The following is a 20,222-nucleotide window of genomic DNA, read 5'->3' as shown; positions in this document are numbered from 1 at the left end:
CATATGTTTTTGGCGACCCTTTCGGGTCTGACCCTGCGTGCCCTACGCCTGAACCACGTCTGAGCGTGCCTGTCGGCGCGACCGCTCGGACAGTGCCAGCGCCGACCATCCCCAACAGATAGCCGTTCAGGACCAGACCAATGACCGACCGCGTTTACATTTTCGACACCACCTTGCGCGACGGGGAACAATCCCCCGGTGCCACGATGACCCACAGCGAGAAACTTGAAATTGCCGCCATGCTCGATGACATGGGCGTCGATATCATCGAGGCTGGCTTTCCCATCGCATCAGAGGGCGACTTCGCCGCCGTTTCAGATATCGCGCGCCTGTCTAAGAACAGCGTGATCTGCGGCCTCAGCCGTGCCAATTTCAAGGATATCGACCGCTGCTGGGAGGCCGTCAAACATGCGGCGCGCCCGCGCATCCACACGTTCATCGGCACCTCGCCACTGCACCGGGCGATCCCGAATCTGGACATGGACCAGATGGCCGAACGCATCCACGACTGCGTGACACATGCCCGCAACCTGTGTGACAACGTGCAATGGTCGTCGATGGATGCCACCCGCACCGAATGGGAATTCCTCAAGCGCACGGTCGACATCGCGATCAAGGCAGGGGCAACAACGATCAACATCCCTGATACCGTCGGATATACGGCGCCGGTTGAATCTGCCGACCTGATCCGCCGGCTGATTGCCGAGGTCGATGGTGCGGACGAGGTGATCTTTGCCACGCATTGCCACAACGACCTGGGGCTGGCGACGGCCAATTCGCTGGCTGCCGTAGCAGGCGGCGCGCGCCAGATCGAATGCACGATCAACGGTCTGGGCGAACGTGCAGGCAATACAGCCCTCGAAGAGGTGGTCATGGCGATGAAGGTCCGCCAGGACATCATCCCCTATGAGACGCGGATCGACACCCGCAAGATCATGGCCATCTCGCGTCGTGTGGCGACGGTCTCTGGCTTTCCCGTGCAGTTCAACAAGGCGATCGTCGGCAAGAACGCCTTTGCCCATGAATCCGGGATCCATCAGGACGGCATGCTGAAAAACCGCGAAACCTTCGAGGTGATGCGCCCCGAGGATGTGGGTTTGTCCGGCACGTCCTTGCCGCTGGGCAAACATTCCGGTCGCGCCGCCCTGCGCGCCAAGCTGGACGAGCTGGGTTATGAAGTAGGTGACAACCAGCTCAAGGACGTTTTCGTCAGGTTCAAGGAATTGGCCGACCGCAAAAAGGAAGTGTTCGACGACGACCTGATTGCGTTGATGCGGATCAACGAAGGGGCCGAAGACCATCTGAAGTTAACCGACCTGCGGGTTGTCTGCGGTACCGGCGGACCGGCAGAAGCACAGATGAAAATGCTGATTGGCGGTGCGTCCAAAGAGGTGACGACGCGTGGTGATGGCCCGGTCGACGCGGCATTCAACGCGGTGAAATCATTGTTCCCGCACGGTGGGCGGCTGCAATTGTACCAGGTGAATGCCGTCACCGAAGGCACTGATGCGCAGGCGACCGTTTCGGTTCGCCTCGAAGAGGACGGACGCATCGCGACCGGGCAGTCGGCAGACACGGACACGGTGGTGGCGAGTGCAAAGGCCTATGTCAACGCGCTGAACCGGCTGATCGTGCGTCGCGAACAAACCGGCGTCGATTATGACACCAAAGGCGTCAGCTACAAAGACGCAGGCGCATAAGGCACGGCCGGTCCGCTACGATGTGGTGGGCCGGCCGCAAACGATTCGACTGCTTTCGCGCGCGCCCGCTCCAGATCGCTGTCGTCACCTGCCAAGACAAATGTTCCAAAAGTGCAAGTTTTGCCAGATTATGGTTCATCCTGACGCCAGAATTATCGCATTTGTACAGGTGGCGAGATCGCGCCAAGTGGCTTGTCACGAGGGCTTTCAACCGCTGAACCGCCCCCCTATAAGGCCTAGAGCTGGATTGCGGGCCTGAGCGGCGATCATCCCAGCGCGCATGATTTTTGGGGAAGGCCTTCGCATGGCAATTTGGCACAATCTGTTTTCGTCCGACATCGCCATCGACCTCGGGACGGCAAATACGCTGATCTATGTCAAGGGTCGTGGGATCGTCTTGTCCGAACCGTCCGTGGTTGCCTATCACGTTAAGGACGGCGTGAAAAAAGTGCTGGCCGTCGGCGAAGATGCGAAATTGATGCTGGGCCGGACGCCCGGCAGCATCGAAGCCATCCGGCCGATGCGTGATGGCGTGATCGCGGATTTCGACACCGCGGAAGAGATGATCAAGTATTTCATCCGCAAGGTGGCCAAGCGGTCGACGTTCTCCAAGCCAAAGATCATCGTCTGCGTCCCCCACGGTGCGACACCGGTCGAAAAACGCGCGATCCGCCAGTCAGTCCTGTCCGCCGGTGCGCGTCGTGCGGGTCTGATCGCGGAACCCATTGCGGCTGCCATCGGCGCGGGCATGCCGATCACTGACCCGACCGGCAACATGGTCGTGGATATCGGTGGCGGCACCACCGAGGTTGCCGTGCTGAGCCTGGGTGACATCGTTTACGCGCGGTCCGTGCGCGTGGGCGGCGACCGCATGGACGAGGCGATCATCAACTATCTGCGCCGCCAGCATAACCTGTTGATCGGTGAATCCACAGCCGAGCGCATCAAGACCTCGATCGGCACCGCAAGGATGCCCGATGACGGTCGTGGAAGCTCCATGCACATCCGTGGCCGCGACCTGTTGAATGGCGTGCCGAAAGAGACAGAAATTTCGCAGGCCCAGGTCGCCGAAGCACTGGCCGAACCGGTGCAGCAAATTTGTGAGGCGGTGATGACCGCACTCGAGGCAACGCCGCCTGATCTTGCCGCCGACATCGTTGATCGCGGCGTCATGCTGACGGGTGGCGGCGCGCTGCTGGGGCAATTGGACCTGGCGCTGCGTGAACAGACGGGCCTTGCGATTTCCGTCGCTGACGAGTCACTGAATTGTGTGGCCTTGGGGACCGGCAAGGCGCTTGAGTATGAAAAACAGCTTCGGCATGTGATAGACTACGATAGCTGATCTGACCTGACGGGAGCTGTGTTTGGCCCGCGACCGGAACTCTGAGGATTTCACGACCCCGCTTCGTCGCCTGTTGGTTGCGGTGGGTATCGTCGCGTTGCTTGCCGTGTTTCTGGTCTGGCGGATCGACAGTCCGCGGGTTGAACGGTTCAGGCTCGCGGTGATCGACCGGGTCGTGCCGAATTTCGACTGGGCGATGGCACCGGTGACCGGTGTCATCGGTCTGGTGAACGATTTTCGCAGCTATCAGGCCCTGTCTGAGCAGAACAGCGACCTGCGCCGCGAGTTGCAGCAGATGAAGGCCTGGAAAGAGGCCGCGCTTCAGCTGGAACAGGAAAACGCGCGCCTGCTGGAACTGAACAATGTCCAGCTCGATCCGCAGCTGACGTATATTACCGGCGTTGTCATGACCGACAGCGGATCCCCGTTTCGTCAGTCTGTTCTGCTGAATGTCGGCAAGCGTGATGGGATCGAGGACGGCTGGCCTGCAATGGACGGTATCGGTCTGGTTGGGCGGATCAGTGGTATGGCGGATCAGACCAGTCGCGTCATTTTGCTGACCGACACCTCCAGCCGCATCCCGGTGACAATCCAACCATCCGGACAAAAGGCGATCCTAGCAGGTGACAACACGCTGAACCCGCCGATCGAATTTCTGGAAAACCCGGATGCGGTGCGGCCCGGTGACCGGGTGGTCAGTTCCGGCGATGGCGGCGTGTTCCCTGCCGATCTGCTGGTCGGTCAGGTCGCCTTGGGCAGCGACCGGCGGCTGCGCGTGCGGCTGTCGGCCGATTTCGAGAGGCTGGAATTCCTGCGTATCCTGCGCGCGCGACCCCACGAGGCCATCACTGATCCCGGCGGTCTTCTGGCGACAGAGCCTGCACGCTTTGGCCCGATCCTGCCGGCAAGCGCGCAGGCAACGGATGGCTGAAACACCGACATCGCGCATCTGGGCGGGCCGATTCAAATATGTCGGGCTCGTGGCCATGATATTTTTCGTCCAGCTGATGCCGCTGAATGCGATTCCGGTCAGCTTTACCGGGCCTGATTTCTTGCTGTTGGTGACGTTGGCCTATGCCGCCCGGCGCCCCGATTACCTGCCGTTCGGGTTGATCATGGTGGTATTTCTGCTGGCGGACCTGTTGTTTCAGCGACCGCCGGGGCTGTGGGCGGCGCTGGTGTGCATCCTCAGCGAAATGTTGCGCGCACAATCGCGTGGGCTGCGCAACGTGCCTTTGTTGTTGGAATGGGGTACGATATCACTTGGCATAGTTGCGATCACCCTGGGCTATCGGTTGATCCTCGCGATCACTGTCGTGCCGCAGGCACCGCTTGCGCTGACATTGATCCAGATGGTCATGACGATCGTGGCCTATCCGGTGGTGGTCCTGGTGGCGCAACTCATTTTCGGCATCACCCGTCCGGCACCGGGGCAGACAGACAGTTTTGGACACAAGCTATGAAAAAAGGCCCAAAGGACAACGAAATGAGCAGTCGCACCGTCAGCCGTCGCGCGCTGATCGTCGGGGCCGCGCAATTGGGTATTGCGGGTGGGTTGGGCTGGCGGTTGCAGTCCATGCAGGTGGAACAGGCGGATCAGTTTCGCCTGCTGGCCGAGGAAAACCGGATCAACATTCGTCTGCTGCCACCGGCGCGCGGGTTGATTTTCGACCGCAACGGAATCCCCTTGGCCGAAAACGAACAGAATTATCGTGTCGTCATGGTCCGCGAAGAGGCAGGCGACGTTGACGAAGTGCTGAACCGTCTGACGCAGATTGTCGATCTGGACCCCGATGTGATCGCCCGTGCCAAGGAGGAAATGTATCGCAGATCGCCGTTCGTTCCCGTGATCATCGCCGACCGGTTGGCTTGGGAGGATGTCGCGGCAATCAACGTGAATGCGCCTGCGTTGTCCGGCATCACTGCCGAGGTGGGTTTGTCGCGGCACTATCCATACGGCGGCGATGTCGGTCATGTCGTAGGCTATGTGGGGCCTGTCAGCGACTATGACCTGAGCCGGATCGACGACAAGGACCCCTTGTTGCAGATCCCGAAATTCCAGATCGGCAAGACCGGCGTCGAAAACAAGATGGAAGCCATGCTGCGCGGCAGCGCCGGGACCAAGCGGATCGAGGTCAACGCACTGGGGCGCGTCATGCGCGAGCTGGATCGCAAGGAAGGCGAACCGGGCAAGGATATTCAGTTGGGCCTTGACGAGCGTCTGCAATCCTATGCGCAGGCCCGGATGGACGGCGAGAGCGCGGGTGCCGTCGTGATCGACCTGGAAACAGGCGATCTGCGCGCCATTGCCTCGGCCCCGTCATTCGATCCGAACATGTTCGTGCGTGGCATTTCGGTCAAGGATTGGACCGACCTGAACGAAAACAAGTATCGTCCGCTTGCGGCAAAGGCGATCCAGGGCACCTATCCGCCGGGATCGACATTCAAGATGGTGACCGCGCTCGCGGCCCTCGAGGCTGGTGTGATCGGTCCGGAGGAAACCGTTTACTGCCCTGGGTACACGAACGTGTCGGGCACGCGTTTCCACTGTTGGAAACGGGCCGGCCACGGCAACATCAATTTCCACGAAAGCCTCAAGCAATCGTGTGACTGCTATTATTATGAGGTCAGTCAGAGGGTTGGCATCGACAAGATTGCGGAAATGGCCCGGCTGCTGGGACTGGGTGTCCGGCATGACCTGCCGCTGTCCGCCGTGGCAGAGGGGCTGGCCCCTGATCGTGCGTGGAAACAGGATGTGCGCGGTGAAAGCTGGCGCATCGGTGACACTGTCAACGCGTCGATCGGGCAGGGCTATGTTCTGGCCTCGCCGATGCAATTGGCTGTGATGACCGCGCGCCTTTCGACGGGGCGCATGGTCACGCCGCGACTGATCAAGTCTATCGACGGTGTGGAACAACCCTCTGGCATCGGTGATCCCTTGCCGATCAACGAAAACTGGCTACGCCGGACACGGCAGTCGATGGATGCGGTCGTGAACCATACACGTGGCACCGCGCACCGCTCTGCGATCGTCGCAGATGGCATGGCCATGGCTGGCAAGACGGGCACGTCGCAGGTGCGTCGTATCACCGCCGAAGAGCGTGCGCGCGGCGTGACCCGCAACGAGGATCTGCCGTGGGAACGGCGCGACCATGCGCTGTTTGTCAGCTACGCGCCTGTCGAAAATCCGAAATTCGCGATTTCGGTCGTGGTCGAGCATGGTGGCGGCGGATCAACCGCTGCTGCACCGATTGCCCGTGATATCCTGCTGCAGGCTTTGTATGACGGTCCTCCACCGTTGGAAGCCTATCCAAGCGTTGATCGCGCGCGGATCGCGGACCAGCAAAAGCGGATCGAGGAACGGATCGCGACCGTCCACCAAGGCAGTGCACCCGCATGAGTTACCTGTCAAACAACGCGCAATACGTACCGACCGGATTTCGCAAGCTGATCTATCTGAACTGGCCGATCATCGCCCTAATTTTCGCAGTCAGTGCAGCGGGTTTCGTGATGCTGTATTCCGTCGCTGGCGGATCAGCGACCCCGTGGATGGAACCGCAGGTCAAACGCTTTGCGCTGGGCATGGTGCTGATGATCGGCGTCGGCATGGTGCCGATCTGGTTCTGGCGCAACATGGCTGGTCTGGCCTATGGCTTCTCCATCATGCTGCTGTTGGCGGTCGAGTTTTTCGGCACCGTGGGCATGGGGGCGCAGCGCTGGATTGATCTGGGGTTTATGCGTCTGCAACCATCGGAGCTGACGAAAATCACGCTCGTGATGTTTCTGGCCGCCTATTATGACTGGCTGCCGACGCACAAGACATCGCATCCCCTATGGGTTGCGTTGCCCGTCGGACTGATCCTGTTTCCCACGGCACTGGTCCTGGGCCAGCCTGATCTGGGGACTGCGCTGCTGCTCTTGCTGGGAGGGGCGACAGTCATGTTCATTGCAGGGGTGCATTGGGCCTATTTCGCGACGGTCTTTGGTGCGGGTGTCGCCACGATCTTTGCGGTTTTTCAGTCGCGCGGCACGGACTGGCAGTTGTTGAAGGACTATCAGTTCCGCCGGATCGACACGTTTCTTGATCCGTCGAACGATCCGCTGGGTGCGGGGTATCATATCACGCAGGCCAAGATCGCACTGGGATCGGGTGGCATGACGGGACGCGGTTTCATGCAAGGCACGCAGAGCAGTCTGGATTTCCTGCCTGAAAAGCATACCGATTTCATCTTTACCACCCTGGCCGAAGAATTCGGTTTCATCGGTGCCGTTGGCCTGTTGGGTCTGTATATGCTGATCATCCTGTTCTGTCTTGCCTCTGCGATGACCAACAAGGACCGGTTTGCCGCATTGCTGACGATGGGGATCGCCATGTCGTTCTTTTTGTTTTTCGCGGTCAATATGGCGATGGTGACAGGCATGGCACCCGTGGTTGGCGTGCCGCTGCCCCTGGTCAGCTATGGTGGGTCCGCGATGCTGGTGCTGCTGGTGGCCTTCGGCCTTGTGCAATCTGCGCATGTGCACAAGCCACGATGATCAATGTGTTGTTTTCCGCACGTCCCGCGCTGTGGGATGAATATGCTGCACCCTTGCAGGATGCCTTTGCGCAGGCCGGGTTGACGGTTTCGTTGTCACGCGAACATGCGCCAGAGGATGTGGATTATATCGTTTTTGCGCCCAACGGCCCAGTCAAGGATTTCACGCCATACGCGCGGACCCGGCTGGTCATGGGGTTGTGGGCTGGTGTCGAAACGATTGTTGGAAACAAGACGCTGACCCAGCCGCTGGCGCGGATGGTGGATCCTGCATTGACCCAAGGCATGGTGGAATGGGTGGTGGGACATACGCTGCGCCATCATTTGGGAATGGATGCGCATATTGCCGGCCAGGACGGTGTCTGGCGCAATACGGTCTATCCCCCCCTGGCACAGGACCGATCCGTGACAGTGCTGGGCCTGGGTGCGCTGGGCGCTGCCTGCGGGTCCGCACTGGCGCAAATGGGGTTTGCCGTCACCGGATGGTCGCGCAGTCCGAAACAGATCGCGGGATTGCGCTGTCTGTCGGGTGATGATGGCCTGAGCCGGGCATTGGATGGCGCCGAAATCGTCATCCTGTTGTTGCCGTTGACGCCAAAGACCGAAAATACGCTGGATGCGGCGCGGCTGGCGCTGCTGGCCCCAGGGGCCTACGTGCTGAACCCCGGCCGTGGTGGGTTGATCGATGATGATGCGCTGATCGCCGCGCTGACCAGCGGACATGTTGCAGGGGCGACGCTGGACACATTTCGCACCGAACCATTGCCGGCAGATCATCCTTATTGGGCGCATCCGACGGTCGTCGTGACGCCGCATATCGCCTCGACCACGCGCGCGGCCTCTGCGTCACAGGTGATTGCCGAGAACGTCCGTCGGGTCGAGGCCGGAGATCCGCCCTTGAACCTGGTTGACAGGGCAGCCGGCTACTAGGCGGCGAGCGGAAGGTCCGAGAGGACCTCTGCCGCGAGGGTGAAGGATGTTTGCCGTTCGTCCTGATCGAACATCTGACCAGTCAAAAGAACCTCGTCGGGGGCATAGCGGTCGATCATGTCGGACAGCTGGCGGCGGACGGTCATCTGCGACCCCACCGCGCTGATGCGCAGGGCTTGGTCAACGCCCTGATGCAGACCTGCGCCGATGGTGGCGTCGATATCGCGCACGGGCGGCGGCAGTTTGCCCGGATTGCCACTGCGCAGGCGTGCGAACGCCTGCTGCTGCGAGGTGCGCAGGTAGGCTGCCTGCGCATCCGTATCGGCGGCAAAGACGTTGACGGCCATCATGAAATAGGGCCGGTCAAGATATTGCGACGGACGGAAAGACGCACGATAGGTTGCAATCGCATCCTCCAGTGCATCAGGTGCAAAGTGGCTTGCAAAGGCATAGGGCAAGCCTAGATGCGCTGCGAGTTGCGCGCCGAACAGTGACGATCCCAGCATCCAGACGGGCACGTGGCTGCCCTGTCCGGGATGTGCCTGCACGGGTGCCGTTGGATCGGCATCACCCAGGTATCCCAGCAGTTCAACCACGTCCTGAGGGAAACTGTCGCCGCGTTGACCGGCCCGCATGGCCCGCATCACGGCGTGATCGCCGCCGGGGGCACGGCCCAATCCCAGATCGATGCGACCGGGGTAGAGCGCGTCCAGCGTGCCGAATTGCTCCGCGATGGCAAGCGGCGCATGGTTCGGCAGCATGACGCCGCCTGCGCCCACACGGATGCGGTCGGTCTGGCCTGCCACATGCCCGATCAGAACCGACGTCGCGGCAGAGGCGATCCCGGCCATGTTGTGATGCTCTGCCAGCCAATAACGGTTGTAACCGCTGCAGTCTGCCAATCGCGCGAGGGCGACTGTGTTCGCGATAGCCTGTATCGGGGTCTGGCCTTCGATCACGGTTGCAAGGTCGAGGATGGAATACTGCATTGGTTCTGCCGTCTGATGTGTGCCCATCCAACATGGGATCGCAGGCCCGCCAGTGCAACCAGCGGATCAGGGCAAGTCCAATCGCATCAGGGTGATCGGGGCCGGACCCGCCCGTGCAGGCGATGTGCCAACGTCCTGCCCCACGTGGACAAATCCCAGTTTTTCCAAAACGCGCCCGGATGCAGGGTTGTCGCAATAATAGTCAGCCGTGACCGTGCGAAGCTGAAATGTGTTGCGGCAGAATTCCAGCAGCGCGCCTGCCGCTTCTGTGGCAAATCCCTGATCATTGCGGGCGAGGTCGACGAAATAACTAACCGAAACAGGTGCGCCACCGATACCGACCGTGCCGATCAGTTCGTCAGGTCTTTCACGCAGCGCAATGCCGAGGCGAAAGCCTAGCCGATCGGCAAATTGACTTGTTTCGATCCAGTGTTCCACCGCCTCCGCAGGCCAGGGCGATGTAACGGAAAACAGATTGGGTGCGACGCGCGGATCGCCACCGATACGCTGAAGCGCCGGTATGTCTTGCGGTGTCATCCGCCGCAGGATCAGCCTTTTGGTTGTGATCGGCAGCATCAGTCAGGGTTACTCGACTGGATCGACCGGGGCAGGTGAGGCGTCCGGTTCGGCAGGCACGGTCTCGGTTTGCGCATTGTCGGGCATCAGGATCGCACCGTCCGCCCATTCGCCGGATGTTTCCTGGCCACTGGCGTAACGCATCACGCCCGGCCCCTCGCGGCGGCCCCGGACAAAGCTGCCCTCGTAGATATCGCCGTTGGCATACGTGGCGACACCCGTGCCCGACATCTCGCCTTCTGACCAATCGCCCGTGTAGGTGAACCCATCTGGCAGGGTGATCGTGCCCGTGCCGTGGCGCTGACCGGCCTTGAAACTGCCTTCGTAGACGGTGCCGTCCGCGTAGGTGGCGGTGCCGGTCCCGTCACGCTGACCGTCAGACCAGCCGCCCGTATAGACGTAGCCATCGGGGTAGGTCATCGTCCCCTGGCCATCGTTCTTGGCGTTGCTGAACGTGCCTTCGTAGATCATGCCGTTGGCATAAGTCGCTGTACCACGGCCATCAATCACACCATTGGACCATTCGCCTTCGTAGGATGATCCATCGGCGTAGACGATACGGCCTGTGCCGTCCGCCAGATCGGCGGCAAAGCTGCCTGTGTAGATGGCCCCGTCAGGATAGACGACTTCGCCCTCGCCCTGGATCTGACCCGCGACCCAGTCGCCAGTATAGCGATAGCCGTCTGTTGCGATAAAGGTGCCGGTGCCGTGGCGTTTGTCGTCGACAAAGCCGCCCTCGTAGGTGTCGCCATTGGCATAGACGACCCGGCCCTGGCCGTTGCGGCGTCCTGCAACCAATGTGCCGGTGTAGGTGTCGCCATTGGCCTGTGTTAGCGTGCCCTCACCCTCGATCTGGCCATCCACCCAGGTCCCGCTATAGGTCAGCCCATCGGGCAGGGTCAGTGTGCCGACCCCGTCACGGGTCCCGGCCTTGAGCGTGCCTGTGTAGGTCGCGCCGTCCGCGTAGGTTATGGTGCCTTCGCCCTCTTTGACGCCATTGATCCAGTTGCCCGTGTAGACATAGCCGTCGGGGTTCCGCATCGTCCCGGTGCCATGATGCATCGCGTTGCGAAATTCGCCTTCGTAGACGACGCCGTTGGCGTAGGTCGCAATGCCGCGTCCGGTCATGTTACCGGCCAACCAGTCGCCCTCGTAGGTCCCACCATCGGCAAAAGCGATGCGGCCCGTGCCATCAGGTTTGCCTGCGGCAAATGTGCCCTCGTAGATCGAGCCGTTGGGGAAAACGGCGCGGCCGCTGCCAGAAATCTCGCCCTGGACCCATTCGCCGGAATATTCATAGCCGTTTGGCAACCTGTAGGTGCCCTGACCGTGCTGTTTGCCGTTCAGGAACGCGCCTTCGTAGACGCCGCCGTCATCGTATTGCTTGGTTTCGACGGCTTGCGCGTATGCGACACCCGTCAGGGCCAGAACCATCAAAGCTGCCGTGGCGATGCGCGTCATGAAAAACCTCAATTGCTCTTTTGCTGGCAACCTAAAGAATGCGCGCTGACGTGACAACGGGGCAGGGCGGGCATGGGCGGCTTTCCCTTTGCGGCATTTCTGCTATCTGGATCACAAACGAAAGAGGCCGCATGACCGATACCTACCGCATCACGATCGCGCAGTTGAATCCCACGGTGGGTGACCTGTCCGGCAACGCCGAACTGGCATTTGGCGCATGGGAACAGGGCAAGGCGGCGGGTGCCGATCTGGTGGCGCTGCCCGAGATGTTCATCACGGGCTACCAGACGCAGGACATGATCCGACGGTCCGGTTTCATCCTGGCTGCCGTGGCCGAAATCGAAGCCCTGGCGCGGCGTTGCGCGGATGGACCGACGCTTGCGATTGGCGGTCCCGCGCTGGACGGTGTCCGGCTGCACAACAGTTACTACATGCTGAAGGGCGGGGCGATCATTGGTCGGGCGGACAAACATTTTCTGCCGAATTTCAACGTGTTCGACGAAGTACGCCTGTTCAACCGCGGTGAAATCCAAGGGCCATTTGCGACGACGGGCCCGCGGATCGGCACACCGATTTGCGAAGATGCCTGGTATCCCGATGTGGCCGAGGCGCAGGTCGAAAGTGGGGCAGAGGTGCTGCTGGTGCCTAACGGAAGCCCATATTTCCGCGACAAATTCGAAGTACGGCTGAACAACATGGTGGCCCGTGTCGTCGAAAACGATGTGCCGCTGATCTATCTGAACCTGCTGGGCGCGCAGGACGATCAGGTGTTCGACGGCGGGTCGTTTGTGTTGAACCCCGGCGGTCAGCTTGCCATGCAATTGCCGGTGTTCGAAGATGCGATTGCGCATGTCGATCTGGAACGCACCGATGACGGCTGGCGGGTTCTGGACGGTGCAAAGGCCCATTTGCCCGAAAGTCTGGAACAGGACTATCATGCCATGGTGCTGTCGCTGCGGGACTATTGCCGCAAGACAGGGTTCAAGAAAGTGCTGCTGGGTTTGTCGGGCGGAGTCGATTCCGCAATTGTCGCGACCATCGCCGCCGACGCGCTGGGCGCTGACAACGTGCGCTGCGTGATGCTGCCGTCGGAATATACTTCGCAAGCTTCGTTGGACGACGCGGCAGCATGCGCCCACGCGCTGGGCTGCAAGCTGGATACCGTCAGCATCAAGGAACCTGTGCGTGCCGTGGATCAGGCGTTGGCGCATCTGTTTGACGGTCTGGATGCGGATCTGACCGAGGAAAACATCCAGTCTCGCTTGCGGGGGCTGTTGTTGATGGCGCAATCGAACAAATTCGGAGAGATGCTGCTGACGACGGGCAACAAATCCGAGGTCGCGGTCGGATATGCGACGATCTACGGCGACATGTCGGGTGGCTACAACCCGATCAAGGACCTGTACAAGACACGGGTGTTCGACATCTGCCGCTGGCGCAATGCCAATCATCGTCCTTGGATGATGGCCCCGGCAGGCGAGGTGATCCCGGTTGCCATCATCGACAAGCCACCAAGCGCGGAATTGCGCCCCGATCAAAAGGACGAGGACAGCCTGCCGCCCTATCCGGTGCTGGACGATATCCTGTTCCGCCTGGTCGACGAAGAACAGTCGGTCGCGGATTGCGTCGCAGCAGGCCACGACCGGGCGGTTGTGAAAAAAATCGAGCATCTGATTTACATCAGCGAATACAAGCGGTTCCAGTCTGCGCCCGGGACGCGATTGTCCAAACGCGCGTTCTGGCTGGACCGTCGCTATCCCATCGTGAACCGTTGGCGCGACAACAGTTGAGAGATATTGGTACGCCTTGGGCCCTGCGGCCAAGCGGCCTGCGGCTCGGCAGGCTCTTGCTGCGAAACCGCCGTCACCGTGGATATGCGCTTCATCATCCGTGACTGTTCCGTTCGCCGTTCTAGGTAACGTGCGCAACAACAAGGCTGAGCCCGATGAACCGCACGGATGATGACGAACCGCTCAGAGGGCGTTGGATCGCGATGGCCGCGTTGCTGGTGGCCAGTTTCATGAACCTGATGGATGTGACGATCGTCAATGTGGCAATCCCCTCGCTGGCCGCCGCCTTTGATGCGACAGACAGCGAAATTGAATGGGTTGTCGCTGTCTACATCCTGACGTTTGCGCTGCTGCTGCTGCCGATGGGGCGGTTGGGCGACCGGTTCGGAAGGCGACGGATGTTCGTGAGTGGCGTTTGCGTGTTCACGATCGGGTCAGCCTTGTGTGGCATGGCACCATCCATCGAAGGACTGATCGGCGCGCGCGTCCTGCAAGGGATCGGTGGCGCGATGATGATTCCGCAGACGCTTGCCATCGTTCCCGCGCTGTTCGCACCCAAGGAACGGGGTCTGGCCTTTGCGCTGTTCGGACTTTCTGCGGGACTGGCCAGCGTGTCGGGACCGGTTCTGGGCGGCGTGCTGATCGGGGCCGATATCTGGGGGCTGGAATGGCGCCCGATTTTTCTGGTGAATGTGCCCGTGGGCATCATCGCAGTGCTGGCGACACTGCGGTATGTGCCGAACCTTGCAGGTGAAAAGGGATTGCGCATTGACCTGGTGGGCGTCGCGATTGCGGCGCTTGCGCTGTTTTGCGTGTTGTTTCCGCTGATCGAAGGCCGCCAGCTGGGCTGGCCTGTGTGGATTTTCGGGATGCTGCTGGGGGCCTTGCCGCTGACAGGGGTGTTCGTTTGGTGGCAGCGTTTCCGGGCATCGCGTGGCCAGGCGCAGCTGTTGCCGGTCGCCTTGTTTCGGAACCGCAGCTATGTCGTCGGTTCCTTTCTGGTGATGATGCTGTTTTCCGGGGTGCCGGGGTTCTTTTTCGTGCTCGCCATTCTGTTGCAGGTCGGCAATGGGCTGACGCCGCTGGAATCGGGGCTGACGACGATGCCGTTCTCGATCGGTGTGCTGCTTGCCTCGGGGATGGCCGGACGGTTGGGAAACCGGGTGCCCAAATTGCGGATTTCGCTGGGCGGGTTGCTGCTGGTCAGCTGTGTGCTGATGCTGCCGTTCGTCATGCCGCAGGCCGGGGAAACCTTGCGCCGGGGGGCGTTGATCCTGCCGTTGCTGATCGGTGGTATGGGGCTGGGGACGGCGATTTCGCCAATGTTCAACATCGTGCTGGCGCAGGTCCGCGACGGCGATACCGGGTCTGCCTCTGGCGCGCTGCAATCGTTTCAGCAGATCGGCGGAGCCTTGGGTTTGGCCGTCATGGGGCAGCTGTTCTTTGGCTACCTGGGTCGTAACGGCGATGGCGTGGCCGATTATTCGACAGCGCTGACCCATGCGCTGTGGTTTTCCACCTTCACCTTTGCCTGTGTCGCAGTCTTTGTCTGGCAGCTGCCCAAGGGAGAACAAGCCAAACTGGACAATACGGTGGCTGCGTGACAGACGGAGCGCAACGCAAGAGGACGTCTGACATGACCACGATTACCCGTTTCGCACCGTCGCCGACTGGTTGGCTGCACATCGGCAACCTGCGCGCCGCCTTGTTCAACTATGCCATCGCGCGGCAAAATGGTGGCACATTCATACTGCGGATCGATGATACGGATCAGGAACGATCCAAGCCGGAATACAAGGAAGGCGTGCGCGATGTCCTGACCTGGCTGGGCATCAATTGGGACGATACCGTCGCGCAATCCGACCGGCTGGAACGCTATAACGCGGCGCGCGACCAGCTGATCGCTGACGGGCGGTTGTACGAATGTTTTGAAACCCCCGTCGAACTGGACCTCAAGCGCAAGAAACAGCTGAACATGGGTAAACCGCCGGTCTACGACCGCGCGGCGCTGTCGCTGACGGAGGCGCAGAAACAGGCCTACCGTGATGAGGGACGCCGGCCGCACTGGCGATTCAAGCTGGATCTTGAACGGGTCGAATGGGACGATGGCATCATGGGGCCGATCAGCATTGATTGCACGTCGGTCAGTGATCCGGTCCTGATCAAGGAAACGGGCCAGATCCTTTATACCTTTGCCTCGCCGGTCGATGACGTTGACATGAATATCACCGATATCGTGCGTGGGTCCGACCACGTAACGAATACCGCGACGCAGATCCAGATCATGCGGGCCCTGGGCGGCACTGTGCCACGCTTTGCGCATCATAGCCTGTTGACAGGACCGCAGGGCGAGGCGCTGTCAAAACGTCTGGGAACGCTGGCGCTGCGCGATCTGCGCGAGCAGGGCATCGCGGCCGAGGCGGTGTTGTCACTGATGGCACGTCTGGGATCATCGCAGCCAGTGGTGCTGGTGGACGGCATCGATGATGTGGTGAAGGGGTTCGATATCGGGACCTTTGGTTCAGCCCCGACGAAATTCGATTTCGAGGATCTTTGGCCGCTGACCGCCCGCCATCTGGCACGGTTGGAGGCCGGTGATGTGGCTGACACGCTGGATGCCGCCGGTGTGCCTGCCGACCTGCAACCCGCGTTCTGGCATGCCGTCAAAGGCAATGTGACCAAACTGGATGACGTGGCCCCCTGGTGGGATCTGTTCCGCGACGGTGGCACTGCGGTAGTCGCTGACGAGGATCGCGATTTCGCAGCGCAGGCTTTTGATCTGCTGGGCGATCCGCCCTACGCGGCGGACACGTGGTCTGATTGGACAGGCCGGGTCAAGGATGCGACGGGCCGCAAGGGCAAACAACTGTTCATGCCGCTGCGATTGGCGGTGACAGGGCAGGCACGCGGCCCGGAAATGGCTGATGTGATGCCACTGCTACAGAAAAAACCGACACTTTAGGATCGCGAATGGACATCGGAAAAGCCGCCCTGTTGTCAGGGCGGCTTTTTCATGGATCATTCGCGGGCGCGCAGCACGCGCGCGGGGCGCGCCCAAAGTGGGCGTATGGCAAATCCCAGACCCGCCGCGAGCGACACCGCGATCCCGCCGCCCACGATCCAGAATGCGTTCGACCAGATCACGGTATAGTCGTTTTCCATGATGAAGGTTTGTACGGCCCAGCCACCGAGGATTCCTGCGGCGAGTGCCACGACGCCGGCAGACAAGCCCAGAAGGGCCGACCGGAGCGCAAAGCTGAGAAGGATCGTCGCCCGCGATGCCCCGATCGTTTTCAGAACCGCGGCCTCGAATGTGCGGGCCCGTTCGCCAGCGGCAGCCGCGCCGATCAGCACGAGGAATCCGGTGATCAAGGTGGCAAGTGCGCCATAACGGGTCGCAGCGGTAATGCCTTCGACCAGTACGGCAACACGGTCGATCGCGTCACGAATGCGGATTGCCGTGATGTTGGGATAGGCGTTCGCCAAGTCGCGCAGGATCGGTGCCTCTGATTCCGGGGTCGCATAAACTGTCGAAATCCAGCTGTGTGGCGCACCGGCCAGCGCCGTTTCGTTCATGGCGAGGACAAAGCCGATGCCGGCGTCCTCCCATGAGACCTCTCGGAAACTGGTGACGGTGCCGGTAATGTCGCGGCCCAGCACGTTGACCGTCATGGTGTCGCCCAGTTGCAGGCCGATTTCAGCGGCCTCTTCGGCGGCAAAGCTGATTTGCGGCGTGCCAGCGTAGTCGTCCGGCCACCATTCGCCTGCGGTCACGGTCGTTCCGTCCGGCATGGCACCCGCGTAGGTGATGCCGCGGTCGCCGCGCACAACCCAATGGCCATCGGCGAACTCTTCGGCAGGGACATCGTTGATGCGGGTGATTATGCCGCGCAGCATGGGGGCGGTATCGACCTGGCTGACCGCCGGGTTGTCGGCCAGCTGCGCACGAAAACCATCGATCTGGTCAGGTTGGATATCTACAAAGAAATAGCTGGGTGCGATTTCCGGAAGATCCGAATTGAAGGCCTGCCGGAGGTTGCCGTCGATCTGCCCGATCGCTGCCAGCACTGACAATCCAAGCCCGAGGGACAACACGACAGAAGTGCTTTCTCCGCCGCGTGCACCGATACTGGCGAGGGCTGCGCGCAGGGCAGGCCTGCCGCGCGAGACAACGCGCAAACGGCGGGCGATCCAACGGATCACAGCAGCGGCGAGGACCAGCAGCAAGAGCGCGCCAAAAATGCCGCCAGCCGTCCAAAGCGTCAGCCAGGCCGTACCGGAAAACAGGATCGCAAGGCCAAGCAAGAGTGCCACCAGCGCGACCGTTGCCACGAGATACGGCCAGCGCGGCAGGGCACTTCCGCTGGCAAAGGCGTCCCGGAACAGGGTTGCTGCGCGGATCTGTTCGGTACGTGCCAGCGGCCAGAGGGTGAATATCAGTGCGGCAAGGACGCCATAGATGGCGGCCTCGGCCAATGGGGCAGGGGCGACGGTGAAATCCGCGGGCACCGGCAGGGATGCCTCGATCAGCGGGGCAAGCATCAGGGGAATGCCGCCGCCCAGCACCAGACCGATTGCAATGCCCAGCAAGGTCAGCGCCCCGATTTGCAGAAAATAGGTCAGGAAGATCGTACCACGTGTCGCGCCCAGCGTCTTGAGCGTGGCAATGGTTCCGGTTTTGCCACCCAGATAGGCGCGCACGGCAGAGCTGACACCGACACCACCCACGGCGAGGCCCGACAGGCCGATCAGGATCAGAAACGCACCGATGCGGTCGACAAAACGCGCGGTGCCGCCAGCCCCGTTGCGGCTGTCACGCCATCGCAGGCCAGTATCGCGGAACCGGCTTTCGGCCTGCGTTTCGAGGGCAGCAAGGTCGGCCCCGACGGGCAAAAGCATGCGATAATCGGTGTCGAACAGCGTTCCCTGCGCAAGCAGGCCAGCATCAGCAAGGCTGTCTATCAGAACGATGCTGCGCGGCCCAAGTGAAAAACCACCGCTGCCGTTGTCGGGATAGCTGTCCAGCACAGCGGTAAAGACGAATTCCTGGGTTCCAAGCCGAAAGGTGTCGCCGGGCGACAGGCCCAGACGGTCAGCCAGGACACGTTCCATGACCCCACCGGGGCGCATGTCGTCACCTGCCAGCGCCTCTGCCAGCGGAATGGGCGGGTCCAGTGTGACGCTGCCGATCAGCGGATAGGCCGCGTCTACAGCACGGATCTGCGTCAGCGCGCGATCGTCCCCCACAACGGCCATGGACCGGAAATCAGCGGTTTCCGACACCTGCGTCGCGATGCTGTCAAAAAAGGCGCGTTCTTCATCGGTGGCAAAGCGATAGGTCAGCGTTGCTTCGGCGTCGCCACCCAGCAGGGCTGCACCCTGTTCGGCCAGACCTGCCTCGATCCCTGCGCGGACGGTGCCAACGGCGGCGATGGCCGCAACACCCAACGCGAGACAGGCAAGAAAGACACGAAATCCGCGCAGACCGCCGCGCAGTTCACGGCGGGCAAAACGTATCGCAAGTGGCAAGCTCATACTGACAGCCGTCCATCGCGCAGCGGAATGACACGGTCGCAGCGGTCCGCCAGATCGGGTGCATGGGTGACCATGATCAACGTCGCACCGTGGCGATCGCGCAGTCCGAACAACAGGTCGATGATCGCGGCACCGGTAGTGGCATCAAGATTGCCCGTCGGTTCATCCGCAAGAAGGATGCGGGGCCGCGGGGCGGATGCACGGGCGAGGGCCACGCGCTGCTGTTCGCCACCGGACAATTGTGATGGATAGTGGTTCATGCGTGTTTCCAGCCCCACCGCGACCAGTTCGGCCTGCGCGCGGTCGAATGCATCAGACACACCGGCCAGTTCGAGGGGCGTCGCCACGTTTTCCAATGCGGTCATTGTCGGGATCAGGTGGAAAGACTGGAACACCACACCCATATTATTGCGACGGAACCGGGCCAGTTGATCCTCTGACATGTTGGTCAGTTGCGCATCAAGGGCCGTGATACGACCGGCGGTGGCCTGTTCGAGGCCACCCATCACCATGAGGAGCGACGATTTGCCAGAACCACTTGGACCGATCAGGCCCAGCGTCTCACCGCTTGAGACGTCGAGCGAGATGTCGTGGAGGATGTCGACCTTGCCTGCATTTCCGTCGAGCGAAAGTGAAACATTGGACAACGAAAGAACAGGTTCGGACATGTGGGGCAGCTTTCTGCGTTGGTCTTCTAGTGGATATGGGGCGGCGCGGTCTATCCGCAACGCCGCGATCATGTGCTTTTTGGCCACACCGGTTCTGGCAGAGCCGATCACCATCGCCGCATTGGGCGACAGTCTGACGGCAGGATACGGATTGCCCACCGCAGAGGGGTTTGTGCCACAAATGCAGGCATGGCTGGATGAACAGGGGGCCGATGTAACGTTGATCAACGCTGGCGTGTCAGGCGATACCACGGCAGGCGGTTTGTCCCGGCTGGACTGGACGCTGACGCCGGATGTGGATGGGGTCATCGTGGCGCTGGGCGGCAACGATTTCCTGCGTGGACTTGATCCTGCTGTTTCGCGGGCCAATCTGGACGCGATCCTGGAAGGGGCGGCAGCGCGTGACGTGCCTGCAATGTTGGTCGGAATCCAGGCGGGAAGCAACTACGGGCCCGACTACCGCGCTGATTTCAACGGAATGTATGAAGATCTGGCCGAATCGCGGGCCGTCCCGCTCTTTCCTGACTGGTTCGCGGCGATACAGGGCGGCGACGGCATCGACACTGATGCACTGCAACCGGATGGAAACCACCCGAACGCCCACGGCGTGAGCATGATTGTCGATGAGATGGGACCAGCCATTCTGGAATTCGCAGAAAGCCTGGCCCCGGAGTGATCAGGTGCCCTGCGGGGCAC

16 protein-coding genes are annotated in these 20,222 nt (G+C 61.2%); 11 read left to right on the top strand and 5 right to left on the bottom strand.

Annotated features, from left to right (window positions below; all coding sequences use genetic code 11):
• Nucleotides 1-140: 140 nt before the first annotated feature.
• The 7 genes from BMX27_RS13765 to BMX27_RS13735 all read left to right on the top strand — a co-directional run bounded on the left by BMX27_RS13765 (nucleotide 141) and on the right by BMX27_RS13735 (nucleotide 8,507).
• Nucleotides 141-1,700 (top strand): 2-isopropylmalate synthase, encoded by a 1,560-nt coding sequence (locus tag BMX27_RS13765; protein ID WP_090160406.1) that lies wholly within the window; start codon nucleotides 141-143, stop codon nucleotides 1,698-1,700.
• A gap of 304 nt (nucleotides 1,701-2,004) precedes the next feature.
• Complete coding sequence (locus BMX27_RS13760) at nucleotides 2,005-3,042, top strand: rod shape-determining protein (protein WP_056036315.1); 1,038 nt, start codon at nucleotides 2,005-2,007, stop codon at nucleotides 3,040-3,042.
• A gap of 22 nt (nucleotides 3,043-3,064) precedes the next feature.
• The gene (gene mreC / locus BMX27_RS13755; RefSeq protein ID WP_090160405.1) at nucleotides 3,065-3,973 is read left to right on the top strand and encodes a rod shape-determining protein MreC; all 909 of its coding nucleotides are present in this window, start codon (nucleotides 3,065-3,067) and stop codon (nucleotides 3,971-3,973) included.
• Nucleotides 3,966-4,505, top strand: a complete 540-nt coding sequence (locus tag BMX27_RS13750) for a rod shape-determining protein MreD (protein WP_090160404.1) — start codon at nucleotides 3,966-3,968, stop codon at nucleotides 4,503-4,505. Before mreC ends, BMX27_RS13750 begins: the two co-directional genes overlap by 8 nt.
• A complete protein-coding gene (gene mrdA, locus BMX27_RS13745; RefSeq protein WP_090160403.1) occupies nucleotides 4,502-6,442 on the top strand; it encodes a penicillin-binding protein 2 in 1,941 nt (646 codons plus the stop codon). The genes BMX27_RS13750 and mrdA overlap by 4 nt, the downstream gene beginning before the upstream one ends.
• Nucleotides 6,439-7,578 (top strand): rod shape-determining protein RodA, encoded by a 1,140-nt coding sequence (gene rodA, locus BMX27_RS13740; protein WP_090160402.1) that lies wholly within the window; start codon nucleotides 6,439-6,441, stop codon nucleotides 7,576-7,578. Before mrdA ends, rodA begins: the two co-directional genes overlap by 4 nt.
• The gene (locus BMX27_RS13735) at nucleotides 7,575-8,507 is read left to right on the top strand and encodes a 2-hydroxyacid dehydrogenase (protein ID WP_090160401.1); all 933 of its coding nucleotides are present in this window, start codon (nucleotides 7,575-7,577) and stop codon (nucleotides 8,505-8,507) included. The genes rodA and BMX27_RS13735 overlap by 4 nt, the downstream gene beginning before the upstream one ends.
• On the opposite strand, the gene BMX27_RS13730 is transcribed toward BMX27_RS13735, so the two are convergent.
• The 3 genes from BMX27_RS13730 to BMX27_RS13720 all read right to left on the bottom strand — a co-directional run bounded on the left by BMX27_RS13730 (nucleotide 8,504) and on the right by BMX27_RS13720 (nucleotide 11,533).
• The gene (locus tag BMX27_RS13730; protein ID WP_090160400.1) at nucleotides 8,504-9,496 is read right to left on the bottom strand and encodes an LLM class flavin-dependent oxidoreductase; all 993 of its coding nucleotides are present in this window, start codon (nucleotides 9,494-9,496) and stop codon (nucleotides 8,504-8,506) included. The two genes, BMX27_RS13735 and BMX27_RS13730, sit on opposite strands and share 4 nt — an antisense overlap.
• A 66-nt stretch (nucleotides 9,497-9,562) precedes the next feature.
• Nucleotides 9,563-10,072 carry a GNAT family N-acetyltransferase gene (locus tag BMX27_RS13725; RefSeq protein WP_090160399.1) on the bottom strand — a complete coding sequence of 170 codons (510 nt, stop codon included), beginning with the start codon at nucleotides 10,070-10,072 and terminating at the stop codon, nucleotides 9,563-9,565.
• Nucleotides 10,073-10,081: 9 nt separating this feature from the next.
• Nucleotides 10,082-11,533, bottom strand: coding sequence for an MORN repeat-containing protein (locus BMX27_RS13720; protein WP_090160398.1), 1,452 nt, complete (start codon nucleotides 11,531-11,533; stop codon nucleotides 10,082-10,084).
• A 131-nt stretch (nucleotides 11,534-11,664) separates the two neighbouring features.
• On the opposite strand from BMX27_RS13720, the gene BMX27_RS13715 reads away from it, so the two are divergent.
• The 3 genes from BMX27_RS13715 to gltX all read left to right on the top strand — a co-directional run bounded on the left by BMX27_RS13715 (nucleotide 11,665) and on the right by gltX (nucleotide 16,285).
• Nucleotides 11,665-13,323 (top strand): NAD+ synthase, encoded by a 1,659-nt coding sequence (locus BMX27_RS13715; protein ID WP_090160397.1) that lies wholly within the window; start codon nucleotides 11,665-11,667, stop codon nucleotides 13,321-13,323.
• 155 nt (nucleotides 13,324-13,478) lie between these two features.
• The gene (locus BMX27_RS13710) at nucleotides 13,479-14,927 is read left to right on the top strand and encodes a DHA2 family efflux MFS transporter permease subunit (RefSeq protein ID WP_090160395.1); all 1,449 of its coding nucleotides are present in this window, start codon (nucleotides 13,479-13,481) and stop codon (nucleotides 14,925-14,927) included.
• Between the two features lie 32 nt (nucleotides 14,928-14,959).
• Nucleotides 14,960-16,285 (top strand): glutamate--tRNA ligase, encoded by a 1,326-nt coding sequence (gltX, locus tag BMX27_RS13705; protein ID WP_090160392.1) that lies wholly within the window; start codon nucleotides 14,960-14,962, stop codon nucleotides 16,283-16,285.
• Nucleotides 16,286-16,341: 56 nt separating this feature from the next.
• Here the strand turns inward: gltX and BMX27_RS13700 are convergent, their stop codons facing one another.
• Both BMX27_RS13700 and BMX27_RS13695 read right to left on the bottom strand, forming a co-directional pair.
• Nucleotides 16,342-18,858 carry an ABC transporter permease gene (locus tag BMX27_RS13700; protein WP_090160390.1) on the bottom strand — a complete coding sequence of 839 codons (2,517 nt, stop codon included), beginning with the start codon at nucleotides 18,856-18,858 and terminating at the stop codon, nucleotides 16,342-16,344.
• A complete protein-coding gene (locus BMX27_RS13695; protein WP_090160388.1) occupies nucleotides 18,855-19,526 on the bottom strand; it encodes an ABC transporter ATP-binding protein in 672 nt (223 codons plus the stop codon). Before BMX27_RS13695 ends, BMX27_RS13700 begins: the two co-directional genes overlap by 4 nt.
• Before the next feature lie 70 nt (nucleotides 19,527-19,596).
• Here BMX27_RS13695 and BMX27_RS13690 point away from each other — a divergent pair, with 70 nt between their 5' ends.
• Complete coding sequence (locus tag BMX27_RS13690; protein WP_256212562.1) at nucleotides 19,597-20,202, top strand: arylesterase; 606 nt, start codon at nucleotides 19,597-19,599, stop codon at nucleotides 20,200-20,202.
• Nucleotides 20,203-20,222 lie beyond the last annotated feature (20 nt).

Source organism: Loktanella sp. DSM 29012 (assembly GCF_900110705.1).
Taxonomy (GTDB): Bacteria; Pseudomonadota; Alphaproteobacteria; order Rhodobacterales; family Rhodobacteraceae; genus Loktanella; species Loktanella gaetbuli.
This window is presented reverse-complemented; position numbering and strand designations above follow the sequence as displayed.

Coding starts and splice junctions, on each gene's coding strand:
- BMX27_RS13765 (WP_090160406.1), top strand. CDS start 141: ATGACCGACCGCGTTTACATTTTCGACACCACCTTGCGCGACGGGGAA.
- BMX27_RS13760 (WP_056036315.1), top strand. CDS start 2,005: ATGGCAATTTGGCACAATCTGTTTTCGTCCGACATCGCCATCGACCTC.
- BMX27_RS13750 (WP_090160404.1), top strand. CDS start 3,966: ATGGCTGAAACACCGACATCGCGCATCTGGGCGGGCCGATTCAAATAT.
- mrdA (WP_090160403.1), top strand. CDS start 4,502: ATGAAAAAAGGCCCAAAGGACAACGAAATGAGCAGTCGCACCGTCAGC.
- rodA (WP_090160402.1), top strand. CDS start 6,439: ATGAGTTACCTGTCAAACAACGCGCAATACGTACCGACCGGATTTCGC.
- BMX27_RS13735 (WP_090160401.1), top strand. CDS start 7,575: ATGATCAATGTGTTGTTTTCCGCACGTCCCGCGCTGTGGGATGAATAT.
- BMX27_RS13730 (WP_090160400.1), bottom strand. CDS start 9,496: ATGCAGTATTCCATCCTCGACCTTGCAACCGTGATCGAAGGCCAGACC.
- BMX27_RS13725 (WP_090160399.1), bottom strand. CDS start 10,072: ATGCTGCCGATCACAACCAAAAGGCTGATCCTGCGGCGGATGACACCG.
- BMX27_RS13720 (WP_090160398.1), bottom strand. CDS start 11,533: ATGACGCGCATCGCCACGGCAGCTTTGATGGTTCTGGCCCTGACGGGT.
- BMX27_RS13715 (WP_090160397.1), top strand. CDS start 11,665: ATGACCGATACCTACCGCATCACGATCGCGCAGTTGAATCCCACGGTG.
- BMX27_RS13710 (WP_090160395.1), top strand. CDS start 13,479: ATGAACCGCACGGATGATGACGAACCGCTCAGAGGGCGTTGGATCGCG.
- gltX (WP_090160392.1), top strand. CDS start 14,960: ATGACCACGATTACCCGTTTCGCACCGTCGCCGACTGGTTGGCTGCAC.
- BMX27_RS13700 (WP_090160390.1), bottom strand. CDS start 18,858: ATGAGCTTGCCACTTGCGATACGTTTTGCCCGCCGTGAACTGCGCGGC.
- BMX27_RS13695 (WP_090160388.1), bottom strand. CDS start 19,526: ATGTCCGAACCTGTTCTTTCGTTGTCCAATGTTTCACTTTCGCTCGAC.
- BMX27_RS13690 (WP_256212562.1), top strand. CDS start 19,597: ATGTGCTTTTTGGCCACACCGGTTCTGGCAGAGCCGATCACCATCGCC.